General features: G+C 57.9%; 19 protein-coding genes. All 19 read right to left on the bottom strand.

Annotated features, from left to right (window positions below; genetic code table 11):
• On the bottom strand, positions 1 to 339 hold the full coding sequence (locus EGT36_RS01880) for a capsid cement protein (protein WP_125270001.1): 339 nt from the start codon (positions 337 to 339) through the stop codon (positions 1 to 3).
• A gap of 20 nt (positions 340 to 359) precedes the next feature.
• A complete protein-coding gene (locus EGT36_RS01875; protein ID WP_125270000.1) occupies positions 360 to 1,475 on the bottom strand; it encodes a hypothetical protein in 1,116 nt (371 codons plus the stop codon).
• A 280-nt stretch (positions 1,476 to 1,755) separates the two neighbouring features.
• Entirely contained in the window at positions 1,756 to 2,220 is a 465-nt protein-coding gene (locus tag EGT36_RS01870; protein WP_045021076.1) for a phage virion morphogenesis protein, read from the bottom strand.
• 11 nt (positions 2,221 to 2,231) lie between these two features.
• On the bottom strand, positions 2,232 to 5,144 hold the full coding sequence (locus EGT36_RS01865) for a phage portal protein family protein (RefSeq protein WP_125269999.1): 2,913 nt from the start codon (positions 5,142 to 5,144) through the stop codon (positions 2,232 to 2,234).
• Entirely contained in the window at positions 5,141 to 6,802 is a 1,662-nt protein-coding gene (gene terL / locus EGT36_RS01860; protein WP_125269998.1) for a phage terminase large subunit, read from the bottom strand. The genes EGT36_RS01865 and terL overlap by 4 nt, the downstream gene beginning before the upstream one ends.
• Entirely contained in the window at positions 6,799 to 7,299 is a 501-nt protein-coding gene (locus EGT36_RS01855) for a DUF1804 family protein (protein ID WP_125269997.1), read from the bottom strand. The genes terL and EGT36_RS01855 overlap by 4 nt, the downstream gene beginning before the upstream one ends.
• Positions 7,289 to 7,531, bottom strand: coding sequence for a hemolysin XhlA family protein (locus tag EGT36_RS01850; RefSeq protein WP_125269996.1), 243 nt, complete (start codon positions 7,529 to 7,531; stop codon positions 7,289 to 7,291). Before EGT36_RS01850 ends, EGT36_RS01855 begins: the two co-directional genes overlap by 11 nt.
• A gap of 234 nt (positions 7,532 to 7,765) precedes the next feature.
• Positions 7,766 to 8,155 carry a hypothetical protein gene (locus EGT36_RS01845; protein ID WP_125269995.1) on the bottom strand — a complete coding sequence of 130 codons (390 nt, stop codon included), beginning with the start codon at positions 8,153 to 8,155 and terminating at the stop codon, positions 7,766 to 7,768.
• Positions 8,152 to 8,463 carry an NAD(P)+ transhydrogenase beta chain gene (locus EGT36_RS30810; RefSeq protein ID WP_172874202.1) on the bottom strand — a complete coding sequence of 104 codons (312 nt, stop codon included), beginning with the start codon at positions 8,461 to 8,463 and terminating at the stop codon, positions 8,152 to 8,154. Before EGT36_RS30810 ends, EGT36_RS01845 begins: the two co-directional genes overlap by 4 nt.
• 3 nt (positions 8,464 to 8,466) lie before the next feature.
• Positions 8,467 to 9,183 (bottom strand): TIGR02594 family protein, encoded by a 717-nt coding sequence (locus tag EGT36_RS01835; protein ID WP_125269994.1) that lies wholly within the window; start codon positions 9,181 to 9,183, stop codon positions 8,467 to 8,469.
• 72 nt (positions 9,184 to 9,255) lie between these two features.
• Positions 9,256 to 9,633: a helix-turn-helix domain-containing protein gene (locus EGT36_RS01830; protein WP_045021085.1), complete on the bottom strand. Its 378-nt coding sequence runs from the start codon at positions 9,631 to 9,633 to the stop codon at positions 9,256 to 9,258.
• 1 nt (position 9,634) lies between these two features.
• Entirely contained in the window at positions 9,635 to 10,027 is a 393-nt protein-coding gene (locus tag EGT36_RS01825) for a gp16 family protein (RefSeq protein WP_125269993.1), read from the bottom strand.
• Entirely contained in the window at positions 10,024 to 10,299 is a 276-nt protein-coding gene (locus EGT36_RS01820; protein ID WP_286083411.1) for a hypothetical protein, read from the bottom strand. The genes EGT36_RS01825 and EGT36_RS01820 overlap by 4 nt, the downstream gene beginning before the upstream one ends.
• Positions 10,300 to 10,596: 297 nt before the next feature.
• Positions 10,597 to 11,124, bottom strand: a complete 528-nt coding sequence (locus tag EGT36_RS01815) for a host-nuclease inhibitor Gam family protein (RefSeq protein ID WP_112650429.1) — start codon at positions 11,122 to 11,124, stop codon at positions 10,597 to 10,599.
• Between the two features lie 17 nt (positions 11,125 to 11,141).
• Positions 11,142 to 11,417: a hypothetical protein gene (locus tag EGT36_RS01810; RefSeq protein ID WP_125269992.1), complete on the bottom strand. Its 276-nt coding sequence runs from the start codon at positions 11,415 to 11,417 to the stop codon at positions 11,142 to 11,144.
• Between the two features lie 13 nt (positions 11,418 to 11,430).
• Positions 11,431 to 11,637: a hypothetical protein gene (locus EGT36_RS01805; RefSeq protein ID WP_080828336.1), complete on the bottom strand. Its 207-nt coding sequence runs from the start codon at positions 11,635 to 11,637 to the stop codon at positions 11,431 to 11,433.
• On the bottom strand, positions 11,627 to 12,016 hold the full coding sequence (locus EGT36_RS01800) for a MarR family transcriptional regulator (protein WP_236759534.1): 390 nt from the start codon (positions 12,014 to 12,016) through the stop codon (positions 11,627 to 11,629). Before EGT36_RS01800 ends, EGT36_RS01805 begins: the two co-directional genes overlap by 11 nt.
• Positions 11,998 to 12,582, bottom strand: coding sequence for a hypothetical protein (locus EGT36_RS01795; RefSeq protein WP_125269991.1), 585 nt, complete (start codon positions 12,580 to 12,582; stop codon positions 11,998 to 12,000). The genes EGT36_RS01800 and EGT36_RS01795 overlap by 19 nt, the downstream gene beginning before the upstream one ends.
• Positions 12,582 to 13,349, bottom strand: a complete 768-nt coding sequence (locus EGT36_RS01790) for an AAA family ATPase (protein WP_112650426.1) — start codon at positions 13,347 to 13,349, stop codon at positions 12,582 to 12,584. Before EGT36_RS01790 ends, EGT36_RS01795 begins: the two co-directional genes overlap by 1 nt.
• Positions 13,350 to 13,354: the final 5 nt, after the last annotated feature.

Genomic DNA, 13,354 nt, shown 5'->3' with positions numbered 1-13,354 from the left:
TTATCGAATGAGGTAGGAAACGAATTCGCCATCCGCTGCGGCAGTCAGCGCCGTTGCGAAAGCGTTAGCGGGAGTGGCACCGGCGACCTTGACGCCACCGGCAGCAGCGGAAATGAGTTTTGCGCCCTTGGTGATTGCACCACGCGCACGGCTCCGGCCGACGCCGATTGCTACCAGCGCTACGTCCATGCCGATCTCAGTCGCGGGGTGTTTTGCAACGCCCTTCACCGGCTGGTCGTCGGCCGTGATCTTGGCGTCATTGAAGTCCACCAGATCGCCTTCGGTGAAAAGTGTCGTCGCAGTCGCCGTCAGCAACAGGACATCCATAAAATAGTTCATGCGCGGAAAGCTCCTTTAGGTCAGGAAACGGCCTTCACGGCTTCGAGATACGCCGTTCCGGGGTGAGATTTCTGGTAGGCTTTCGCCCTGTTGTGGGTGTCGAGCTGGTCACGGTCCACGGCCTGACCATCTGCCGCGAACGACGCGTCGCCTTCACCACCGAGAGCGGGCAGATCGTCAGCGCCGAACGAAACGACCTTCGGCTGAGCGGTCAGAACATCCCGGATCGCCTGAAGGACCGGAACGTCCGTTTCGCCTTCAGAGAAGGAAACGGGAGTGTCAGCACCGGACAGGGCGTTGAGGATTGAAACCACCTTGTCTTTCGATGCGGGCAACAGCTTGCCGCCCGTCACCAGCGTTTCCGCAAAGGCAACGTTGTCGGCGTTGGCGATTTCCCGTTCGCGCTTCTTTAGATTTTCGGCACGGGTATTGAGTTCAGCTTCGCGAGCCGCGAAAGCCGGATCGGAATGTGTCACGGGCGGTTCCTTGGGTTTGGGTGTGGTCGGTGCGGAAAAGGATGGCTGGCGAACCGGCTTCTCGATCTCCATCGCCTGAAGCCATTCGATGCTGTAGGAGGGCAAAGCCTTGTCGGCGGCCTCCATGCCGAATTTTTCGATGAAGAAATCACGCAGGCTGCGCAGCAAAGATGCAGTTTCCTCGAAACCGCGCTCGCCAAAATCAGCCGTCACCTCGACCGTGTCGCTGGCGTCGGAGAACTGGACGTTCTTCAGCCCGGACACGGAAGGGGCAGCGCCGCCAAGAAAACCGACGTGCTTTGGATACCATGTGCCGGGAACCGGGTTCGCTGCACCGTCAGGGCGATGGAACGACAACGACACCTTTTTGTAGGTGCCGTTTTTGACAGCGTCGGCAAAGGCCGGGGCGATCTCACCGACATTGGCATAAAGGCGGTCGGCACTGGCGTCATACTCGAAACTCTGCGCCCAGCCGAATGCGGGGGCGTCTGTCTTCGGATGACCGACAACCACCGGCGCAGGGGCCGTGGCGTAATCGTAAGCGTCAGCCATTGCCTTCAGATCGGCTGCGGAAAAGGAAAGCTGCTGGCCATTCATCGGAATGAATGTGCCGCTGCGAAAAACCTCGATACGGGCGGTGATGGGCTTGGCGTCTGCCATGTGAACCTTCCAGTGCGATAACTGAAAGGCACAATGCGCTGTTGGGCGCGATGATTAGAAAGGCAGTTAGTTCCGTCCCGACGACAGGGGGCGGCAAAATCCAAAATGCGCTATCTGGCGCCATCATTCAAGACGGACATACATCCGCAAGCCGACACAGGGACCGGGATGCCGCCATATTCGATTTCTAACGCGCCTCTAACGCTAGGCAAAGTCAAAATCGGTATATCCGCCGCCCTATGGCCCACGAAACGCCTCAGCGGGCGTCTTTGTCATGCCGTCATTCCGACGACAACCACTCTTCTGCCATCCGCCCGATTTCGCGCTCGTCATCGTTTGAGACGCCAACTTGCGGGCGAGCCGGGACGGTGACTTTATGATTGCGCCCGGCCTGCCCACCGAAGTGCAAAAGCGCGGCCTGTATCTTGGATGTGCCGATCCGCACGTCTTCGTCACTGGCGACGTAGTTATACGAACCTCGCAACGCCCCGGTGACGCGCAGGATTGTCAAAGGGCTGTTTCCGTATTTGCGCTGGCGCAGCTCACGCGTCACTTGCGACAGGGCGCGCCATCGTTGCCCATCCGGACCGCGTTCATTGTCGAAATTGTCACCAACCGAATTCAGAAGCAGTTCGCCCACGTTCTTGTAGAAGCCACGCGGGTTGTCCATGCGTTCGACAAGCTCAACCAGCCGCAGCCGTGCCGCCTCGTCATCCAACGTTACCTGAAAGCTGACACCGCTCATCTGTCGCTCGCCTATTTCTTGGACCGCTGGAAAACCAGCTTGCCGTTGCGTCTCATGTCCAGCGCGCCCATTTGGTCCCGGCCGCGAGCAACAACAGCGCTCCAAACGCGCTCGCCCATTTCGACTGCGATCATTAGACCGGACTTGCGGTCAGCACGCACATAACGCCGATTCACAACCAGCTCGTCTGACGCATCACCGCTCGTGTCATGCCTGCGGGCAACGCCGATCCAGATTTCGTCGGGGTCCATCATCGCTTCAGCCAGCAACGGTGCAAGGGTCGCATGATCGCCAGTCAGGATGTCGTCACCACCACGGAAAAGCTGATCGGAGACCGGCAGCTTGTGACCGGCCTTGTCCTCAAACAAAACCGCCTGATCGAGATCGGCACCAAACGGCGTTAGGAATGAGCGGATATTTTCCTCTCGCGAGACGCCGTCGCGCAGCGGCTTTGCCTTAAAGGGTTTCGAGCGCTTCAGCAGTGCTTCGACAGATTCGGCAACGTCGATCTCGACAGGCTGAAGCGGGTTTTCCAGAGCCACGCCGCCTTCGTTCATCAAAGCGGAAGGCACCAATCCACGTTCCCAGAGATCGCCGGGCATGTAATCCCAACCGTAACCGATACCCTGCGGCTGTTCGATCAGCTTGCCGGAAACGGGATCGATCAGCGGCACGGTCAAATCGCCGGGAGCCGTATCAGGTCCATCCTTGCCCCGGCGCTTCAGATCGGCAAGCGACAGGGACCGGACACCGCAGGAACACAGCCAATCATTCGGCGGAAAGTGAGTGTTCCACCATGGATCGTCATATCGCAGAACGAGACCATGCCAAGCCTGATGGAACGGACGCGGTATCTTCGGCTGCCGGGTTTCGCCGTGGCGATACTCCATATATGGCCGGAGCTTCACCACATCAGGGTCGCGCATCTGCTTCAGGCGACCTGCCATGTACGCGCTACGCATATTGGTTTCGAAGATGACGCGGGTGCGCCAGCCGCGCTCACCCTTGTATTGCCAGCCGTACCGCTGAACGATCCTGTCAAAATCCTTGCGGAACTGCTCTAGGCCGGTGCCTTCCTCCATCGCCCTGGCTATGGCGTTCTGGAAGTCGGTCAGCATGTCGGTATCGGTCGCACCGGCAATGACGAAGGCGCGGTCATGGACGCCGCGAAGGGCATCGGTCCACGCTTTCGTGGGCTTTACGCGCTTCTGTCGGAAAAACTCGATCTGTTCACGGAAGGGCTGGTTGAAGACATCGGCATCCGCGAAATCCTCTTCCGTCTCGCCATCGAGAAAGGCGGCTTCGCGTCCCTGCAATGCCGCCAGTTCGAGGCCGTCACCGATCTGCGTTGCCAGCGCTGAAGGAGACCAGACGGCGGCAAGAGAAAGAATGGCCTTTTGCGCAGACCGGAAGTCGGGAGCATCTAGCGCCTCGCGGATGGCGTCGAGGCGGCGATTGAAATGCCGTTCAACCGTCGCTTCCAACTGGTCGGAAAGCGTTTCTATCCGGCCGTCTTCTTCGGCAAAACTGGCGTGGTGGTCATGGCGCTGAAGTTTTTTTTTAGGTGCGCCGTCAAAGAGCGCAGCAAACATCGAATTCTCTTCGGCCAGCTTGCGCAGATCGCGACTGCGTTTGCCGCCCGCCATGAAGGCGAACCGTGCCTCTACTAGAGCATCGATAGCCTTTTCTGACAGATGATCTGTCAGGCCGAACGAAGTGATGTATTCGCGGGCAAAGTCATCGTCGTCAATCTGGGCCGCCGTCGCCAGCACGGCCATAAGGGCATCGTTGATTGCGGTTGCCGCCTCTGCCTTCGCCTTGCCGACTTCAGCTGCATCTTTTTCGTTTTTGGCGCGTACTCGCCAGATATGGGGAACACCAGCGCCGGGGAAGTTATATTCCACCAGCCACGTCAGCAGCGTCTTGCGAAGCGTGCCCGACAAAAGGTCGGCATCGCTATCGACAAGCAATTCCAGCATTTCGGCATGGGTTTCCGACGCCGCACGCGAACCGCTGCTGCCGATATCGGTCGTTAGGGTTTCACCGGTGACGCAGATCGAAATCTGCTTGTCCCAATATTGCAGGAAATCCTGATAGGTCACCGAGCCGCTACGGGCAGCTTCCAGAAACTTGATGTCGGTGCCGATCGGAGCGGTGAGCGCCGAGCTGCTGCGCAACTGCCGCAAGGTGTTCATCAGCTTGGCCTGCTCTTCCGGCAGGGTGCCGTAGGGCGTGAATCCGATGACAGTGGGGCTGGCAAACTTTTCTAGGAAGTGCAGCCAGAAGGTAATTCCCTCACGTTTGAACAGCACCGGCCAGAACAGTCGCGAACCAAGGCCAAGGCCGTAAGGGTTGTTTCCTTTAACGCCGAAACGGTGGACGATGTACTTGCGTTCCGGCAGTTCAATGCCATCGCGCATGTTAGTCCACGTCAACAGGCGCGGACGCCAATCTTCACCGAATGAGAAACGGCGCTGATCGTGGGTAACGATCTTTTCCGGCACGATCCGGTTGTCTTTGCGCATCCAGACCACTTCGGAAACCGCAAAGCCTTTCAGCGTTGCGTCCAGCAGCTCTTCGCAAACCAGATCGAAGGAAAGATCGTTGATAACCTCGCGGCAGAAATCAGCAGCAGCGACATCGAGCGGCGTTTCCGAACAGGGCTTCACCTCCCAATTACGGGCGAGAAGGACTTTCTTGCGCTTGTCGAGCATGGCACCGGCATGTGTATCACGCACGACCTCATCATAAATTTTGAGACCTTTGCCTCCCCCACGCTGGAGCAGCGTATCGTCCTGATGCTGGAGCGCGCCGCTGTAAAACGGAATGGTGATATCGTTTCTGGCATCGGCAATCAGGCTGGTGGCATTGGCGGGCAGGTTCTTGCGCGGTTGGTCAGCGGCAGCTTTGGTCGTGGATTTCATAGGCGGTAGTCTCCCCAGCCATCTGAGCGGGTGTCGTTAGAAGTTGCGGACTGGATGCCAAGGCCACCGGCTCCGGCAACGCCTCCGGCGTAGTGCAGGGTGTTTTGCCAGAGCATGTCCAAGCAGTCGGGGCCGTCATCGTGATCGGCATTCGGCCATTGCTGGAGCTGGTCGATCATCGTTTGTTGCGTATTGTTGAGGCGGATCAAACCGGCAGCAACGGGCGGCTGAAGCCGCTCGATGCGCAAATCCTTGTCGGAAGTCGGATTGATCGGAATGGCCGATATGCCGACGCCCTGCTTTGCTGCCGTCGCCATGAGGGTTGTGCGCAAAAACTCCTGAAACTGGATCGCTTCCACGAACCACAACATGCACTGATATTGCCGCTGCATGGCAATGACATCAGCAATGATGATATCCGGCAGGCGACGGCGGATCGACGCCTCCAAAAGGTCCATTGTGCCGTGCAGACGATTGAAGCCGCCGACAAGGATCGCGCTCGGATCGCGTCCCTTGCTCTTCTTTCCAAGCGAGGGATCGACCGCACCGAAATGCACAAGGTCTGGCTGTTTCAATACCCAGAATGTCAAATCCTTGAACGGGCTGGCCTCGTTGATCGGCTTGTTCTGGTATTCGGTCGCGAAACTGTCGTGGTCGGCCGCACGCTCCAGCATGAGTTTTAGCAGCGGCTGGACAGCCGGCCAGTTGACGACAGCACCCGCATCCATGTCGGCCTTGTTGGCGGCATAGAATTCTGTCGCGGCCTCTTCGCCGTCATTCTGGTAGATTTCCTCAAACCGGTCCCAAAGGTCCATACGATCAGGGAAACGGATAACTGCCTGAAACTCTTCGACGCGCCAGACAGGCGATTTCGATGCACGCACAAGAACCGCGTCGTAGTGCAGGACGGTGCCAACCCAAACCACGTCCATGGAGCCATCCGGCGGGCCGACTTTCAGGGCGGCGCGATTGATCCATGTTTCGAGCTTTTTGCGCTGCTCGGGCGAGCGCACGGCTTCGTCGTTCTCCAGATCGTCAAAGAACATCAGGTCGGGACGATACGGACCATGGCGGCGGCCACGGATTTTCTTGGCAGCGCCGAGACCCTCGACGCGGATATTGTTGGCGGTGACGATCTCACCTTCGCGCCAGACGCGACCCTGTCCGGTCGCTTCGGGAAAGTCGTTAGAAAGGCGCGGATTTTCGGTCAGCTCCGATTTGATCGCCTCAACCAGCAACGCGGCCTGCTCGTAAACGTCGCAGACCTCCAGAATATAACGCTTGCGACCAAGGCAGATGCAGTAGAGGGCAAAACCAAGCGACAGGTGCGTGGATTTCGAGGAACCGCGAGGCGCGATCAAGAGGTCTCTAACGCCCTTTTCGGAGGCGAGAATTTCAGGAACGCGCTTGAAGATCGCACGGTGAAACAGGCTGTGTTCGCCTTTCACGTAGTGCGGCAGATAGGTTTCCAAGAAATACTGAAAGCCCGTTTCCGGGTCTTTCACCTTCGCCAGACGTTCGGCTTTGGCCTTCGGATCGGCTGAGAATGCCGATACCGAAAGCTCCACCCACTTGGCGAGATCGTCCGCCAGCTTGGCAAGGTTATCCTTGAAATCCTTGCCGCTGACTTTACCCTTCAGAACCGGCCTTCTGATCATGATGCGTAGCGTCTTGCGAGGCTTTCACCGAAAGGCTCAATGATTTCGAGGATTGCCGCGACATGCTGCGGGAAATTCTCGCGTACGAATTCGACCAGGTACTGCATCACGTCCTGCGCAACGCCCAACTCCGAAATCTTCGGCGCGAGCTTTCCGGCGCTGGTGGTCATCTTGGTCATGGCATCTGCCAGCGCGACCAGACTTTTCACCTTCTGATCAAGCCGCAAATCGCCGTTCTTGATCTCCTCAAGCACCGACTGCGCCATAATCATGAAATCTTCGATCACCGTCGAAACAACAGTTTCGATGCCTTCACCTGCAATAATGGAGGCGGTTCGGGCAACGTCCCAATCGTCACCGGCTTCCTTGGCGATCTTCTTCCAGCGCCCGAACGTGGCCTGACTGATGTTCAGTGTCATAGCGATGGTGGCACCGGTCATACGGCGATAGACGTAATCGGCGCGGGCCTTGCGGCGCTTATCCTGTTCACTGGACATTGAAGCCACCCTTCACGATAAATGTCATAGCGGCGGCAATCAGACCACCGATGATGAGGCGAATAATCCAGCTCGTATTGCTGTCGATCTTGCCGAGAGATTTTTGAATGCTGTTCATGCGTTCGTTGGTGACAGCGTCGGAAAGCTCAAGCTTGCTAACGCGACTTTCCACCACGTCGAGACGGTCATGGGCCTTCTCGGTTCGACTGTTTTGCAGATTGAGTTCCGTCACTTGGCGGCATTCCCCTGATGCTGCGCGGAAGCATCAACAGCCGCCACGGCAGCTTTCCGACGCTCCTCGCAAATATTTCGGGCCGTGCGATCTGCGGCCCAATTGCTGAAAACCTGCTGTTGCGTCATGTCGCCCTGCGGCTTGGCGGAAAGCTTGGGGCATTCCCTCCGCGCCTCATCCGGCAAGGCCGGGGTGACATGGACCGTCCGCACGACAGGTGGCGGTGATGGCGGGTTAGTCTGGGAGCAACTGGACGCGGCCACGATCAAGGCCAACGCTATTGCCGTTCGGTAGAGCCGCATTGGCTTTCTCCAAGGTGAGTAGTCTGGAACGCTGGTCGGCAATGATCTTCGCCGTCTCGGCACTGATCCGCGTGGCCTCTGCGGCCTGCGCCGTTTCCCTGCGCGCCTGTTCGGCGTTAGATTTTTCAATCTCGGCCGTCCAATAGGCGTCCCGTTCGGCAACAGCGGATTGCCTGATATCGGCAAACATCCCGTTCAGCTTTTCCATTCCGCGATTGAAGCTGTAACAGCCCGCAAAAATCAGAAGGGCAACGATCAGGACCGGCAAGAACACCTTCGAGAAAACCGGCGCGACCGCCTTCATAAGCCACGCCGGTATCATGGTGTCTCTCCCGAAGCAGAGTTCGGATCGTCGCGGGGATCGTAGCCGAAAGGGGAAGGCGAAGGCGGTGCGGACGGCGGGAAAGAGGCTTGTGAGGCGGCGAAGTCGAGGCTTCCGGCGAAACGGTGCACCCCGAGAAGAGCGGCAATCAGGATCATCATGGATGGAACCACAGTGCCTGCCAGTGAAACCGCCTGTTCGCTGCCGTTCGCGCCTTTCCAGACCAGATAAATGACGATGAGCCATGCGAGCCAGAAGGAGGCCCAAATCTGGCGTTTGGACATGCGATAAGTCGGTTTTGCTTTCACGGATTATGCCTCGTTACGGGAGATCGGCGCGCCGGTGGCGGAAAGCTGGACGCGACCGGGAACCGGCGCTTCACCGGTTTTCGGCCAGCGCGAGGCGACAAGCCTGCTTTTCTCGATGCGAGTGATAGAGACCGAATTGTTCTGGTTGCCGCCGAGAACATAATAATGGGTGCGGTCTTCACCGACATAGAAACCGACATGACCGCCACCCGGACGCTTGAAGACGAGGATTGCGCCGACGCAAACGGGCACGTCACGTCCGAAGGTGGACCAGTTCAGGGCACCAAGGGGATTGGATGGCAGAAACTCTCCGGGCAGCGGTGTGGAAATCCAGTTCGCCACGGCCAGACCGCACCACGGGATATCGTCGTCGGTGTAATAACCCGCGACCCAGCCGCCGAGCTTCTTGGCCCAACCAATAATGACGGGATTGGATTTCGGACCTGCAATTTCCTTCAGGCCCATGTAACGGCGGGCTTCACGCATCCAGACCGGCTCAACCGGCACCTTCGGCGCTTCGACCGTCTGGCTGGAAAGGCCGGGCTGCTTGCGCAACGCTTCGACGGTGGCGGTATCCGCCTTGCCCGTTTCAGGCAGCTTTTCTGCAAACTGGAATTTCTTGATGGCGTCGATGACGGCGCGACCGTGCGCGCCATCCATGCTGCCCGCGTAAGCGCCGTGCAGCCGCAAGCGCCAGATCAACCATTGATCAAAATTCATAAGCATCCCCTGTCAGTCGGGGCAACCTATGATCTTGGCGGGATCAGAAAGTGAGGAAGACAGTTCCGGTCGTTAGGAAAACAGGTCCGGTTCTTCAGGAGGATTTTCGTTCGCGACCTCGCGAACCCACCGCTGCGAAATGCCCAACATACGGGCGATGGCAGCGCGGTTCTTGCCTTGACGTTCCAGCTCCAGCACGTCTGCGCGCACCGATCTGCGCGGACGACCGTGCGGAATGTAAATGAAATCACCGGCCAGAAGTTGACATACAGCTTTTCCATCCTCTTTGCCAAGAGCGATAAGGATAGGATGGTCGTCAGCCGGTTTCTTCGGAAACTTGATTTCGGTTCCGCCAAAATGCGCAATCAGCTTCAGGGCGACACCGATACCAACGGTTTCGGCAACGTCCTGAAGGCTTTCTGGCAGGTTTTTGACGGAGGAAATAGCCATGTCAGCCACGGGCCTCCATGGCTTTCAGGGTGTCGATAATGGGGTTGGCTTGGGCAAACGTTAGAAAATCAGGATCATCGACGCCGGTGCGCTTCTTGACGAAGGCGCGCAACGCCTGCCGGGAGCCATCTTCGATAACGCCCTTCCGATGGCAGGATTTCCAGAGCGCATGGACAAGCCGGATATAGGGCTTGGACGCCAGCGGCAGTTTCTTGCTGCTGGCAGTGACCTTGAAACCAAGGCGCTTGAATTCTTCGACAACAGCAAGGCGCTGCTTTTCTGACATGGCGCGAAGTGAATTGACCTTGGTGACGCGAAGGAGCAACGCGCGATAATGGTCCTCGTCCATGCCGAGTTGCTGGCGGGCCACGTTGATGACGGCCATCGTGTTCATGCCGCACCTGCCATTTCCGCTTCCGCCATCGCGGCCAAGACGGCCTTCGCGAAAAACACCGGCGTAAATACGCGGACATAGACGAATTCGATTGTCATGCCTTTCTGTTCGGCAGCGACCCAATGGGCATCACGGCTTTCGGCATCTGTGAAAACGGAGGCAATCGCCTCCGCTTTCGTGCGCCGGAAGCTATGCGGCAAAAGCGTTCCTTCGGGGCTGCAAAGAGCATACCCCTGCGCGAAGGATGACTGGAGAGTGCGATCAGAACTCATTCGCACCCTCCATTTCCGTGGAAGGCCGCGCAGCGACCGGGTGCTGTCGCGAAGCATTCGCCATTGCCACACGGTCCCGGCCTGCATCGGTTAAGGCATAGCGAAAGCTGTTTTCCGCAACGCGGTCTATGCGGACGTAGCCGGTCTGTTCCATTCGTCGGCAAGCTGCTGCGCAAGATGGCCCAAGCGATCCAGCCAGAAAGCTATCCGTCTTCGGATATTTTCCGTGCAGCCCGTAAAGCCGCTCCAGCGTTTTGCGCTCAAGTCGAGTGAGGGCGATAAATGTCATACTGCACCTTACTGAACGGTGGAAATTTCAAGCTCGACCGGCTCGATTGCGAATACTTCGCCCTCTGATTTGATCGTGACGCCCGCGACTTTGCGCGCCGTGTCAGGGTCGTTCAGCATGGCTTCCTTGTTGATTTCCTCCTTCTCGCGGATGAAAGCCTTCAGGCCGAGAGACTTGAGAGCCTCAAGAACGGCTTCAGCACCACGTATGGAAACGCTGGCAGGCAGGGAGCGCCATCGGACGCTGCCCGTACCAAAGTCATGGAATTTTACCTTGTCGTTATTGGTGAGGATCATGCGATTGGCTTCGCACCATGCCTGCACACCGCGCTCATGCTCCGCCAGCTCTTCGGCCATCATGGCGGTATCGGTTTCGAACCTCTCACCGATGAGCCTGATAGCTTCTTCGGCCTTTGCCTTCTGCGCGTGAATGGCGCGGCGAAGGGTGCCAATGCGGCCAACGGCCCATATCGCGTCCTGACGACTCTGCGGCACGCGAGAAATGGCCTTGGGTTTGCTTTTCTTTGCAGATTTCATTCCGGTATTTCCTTGTATCAGGCGGTTTCGTTGGGATTGTTGGAAGGATTGGCCTTGCGGGCACTGGCGAAGGCGGAAAGGGAAACCACCTTCTCCGAAAGCAGCGGACGCAGATCGACCGGCGCGATGGCCACCGAGTGGATCGCCGCCTCCATGTCTTTCGCCTGCGCCTCACAGGACGAAAGAAGGCTGGCTACAACCCCGGCGGCGTCGGGCGGCAACGACGCGCCGCCGTTCTCGTGGGCCTTCAGGTGAATTCGCAGGAGTGACAGGAGAGCCGAGAGCTTCAGCATCTTTGGGTTCCTTTCAGTGGTCGGAAACAAGGGCGATGGAAGAAAGAAGCTGACCGTTGAGCGGTACATGCGGTCGTCCGGTCAGGTATTCGATGGTCATTTCCATGTGTTTCGCCTCCATCTCCATGAGGCGCAGCGTTAGAAAAAGCTCCGGGGCGTCCAGCCCGTTAACGAGCGGTAACAAGCGGTCGCGCAACTGCGCGGCGGCGTCAGACAGCATTTGAGGCCTCCGGCTTCTTCTGGTTTTCGGGGTTTTGCGGGCACGATCTGCATGCCAGCCACTGTTTCAGTTTGGCGGGGTCGCTCTTTGCCATCGGGGCTTCGCGGTGGCTTTCGCAGGTGCCCGGAGCGATTGCATCACGAACATGCGGGCACCAAACCTGCTGCCCGTAGAGCGCCATGACCTTGTGCGCGATCTTCGCCTGCACCTTGTTCATGCCTGCGCTGTATTTCCCGGCGCAGAGCAACGATATCGCGGTGCGGGACACGCCCAACTCGTCACCGATGTCCTTTTTGCTGCGCTTGGGCTTGGCAGCTTCAGCACGAAGAACATTCAGCCAGGTGGGATCAACAAGAGGCATCAGGCTTGCTTGGCGCATGGCACGTCCTCTTTCGTGTTAGGATCGTGAACCACGCCGAGTTTCTCGCGATAAAAAGGCGCTCTGAGGCCGGTGTTTTTGATCAAGCGATACCGCTTCGGGCCGTGGCTTCGCCCGAGAACGGACTTTTCCCTTTTCGGCATTTCGATGATGTAACCAGCTTCAACGAGGTGGCGCAGATATCTGCGTGCAGCGGCCTCTGGATGCCGGATCGGCCAATTCACGACCATGGTAATTTCGTGGGCGGTGAACGAGCCGGACATCCGGATGCAGGACCAGAAGCGCTGGTTGAAGTTATCCGCAGGTATCTGCCGGATGGATGCATGGGAGGAGACGAGCGCCAGAGCGCCCGTCCGTTTTGCTTTCACACCAGTTTTCGTGAGCTGATAGCAGCCAGCTCTTCGACGCTCGACAAAACCATGCTCCACCAAATTTCCAAGTGCTATGGCGACAACATAATTTTGCAGACCGAACTGCTCTGCGAGAACGTCCAGCTTGAGACAAACCTTCTCTGGAAAATTCTGCAAGATATGCTCGTAGTGTTTTGCGTACCGGTCCCGCTCCATCAGGCCAACTCCGGCACTAGGATGGGGCGATTGGTGCGGCGGTCATTCAAGATCGTCTGACCGGCCATATCGGTCATCGTGACGCCCTTCGGCCCGAGATCGGCGCGACGGCCGAATTTCTCGATATTGGCGATGGCTTCCAAAACCTCGCGATTGAAGCCTTGCGAGACCTTCAGCACGAAATCCACGAGGCAATCCGCCACCTCGACCTCGCATTTCCGGTCCATCAGCAGCCGGATATCTTCACGGCTTGCCTTCTGGAATTTGACGCGCTGGCTGATACGGCTCGAAATCTGCGGGAACCGGGCGATATTATCGTTAATCCTGCCCATGCCGACCAAAATGACAGGCAACTCCAGCATGTCGGAAATGTCGCGGACGGTTTCCAGCAGAGACGCTTTGCTGGAGATATGATCGGCCTCATCAATAACGAGACCGAAAGTCCGGCCCGCCATCTGCGCGGACGAGTGGCGGCTGCCAAGCTCCCGCAGGATCGTTTCGTATTTCTTTTCGATGCTGTGCGGCGGGCGAACCGGCAGCGCTTCCAGCAGTTCATTCATGAACCAGCCGGGTTTCCATTCCTGTTTGGCCCGGAGATATACCCATCCGCTTTGGGCCACCCAATATTTCAGCGTCGTGGTCTTTCCCAGACCGGGTTCGCCATCAACAACGCCAAGGCACGCCTCCTGTGCCCCGCGATCTTCTAGAGCAACCAACGCCGAAAGAAGGCGTTTTACGTTGCTGGTCTCGACAAATACGTTTTTCATGCGTA

It is taken from the genome of Agrobacterium sp. FDAARGOS_525 (assembly GCF_003938925.1).
Lineage (GTDB): Bacteria > Pseudomonadota > Alphaproteobacteria > Rhizobiales > Rhizobiaceae > Agrobacterium > Agrobacterium pusense.
This window is presented reverse-complemented; position numbering and strand designations above follow the sequence as displayed.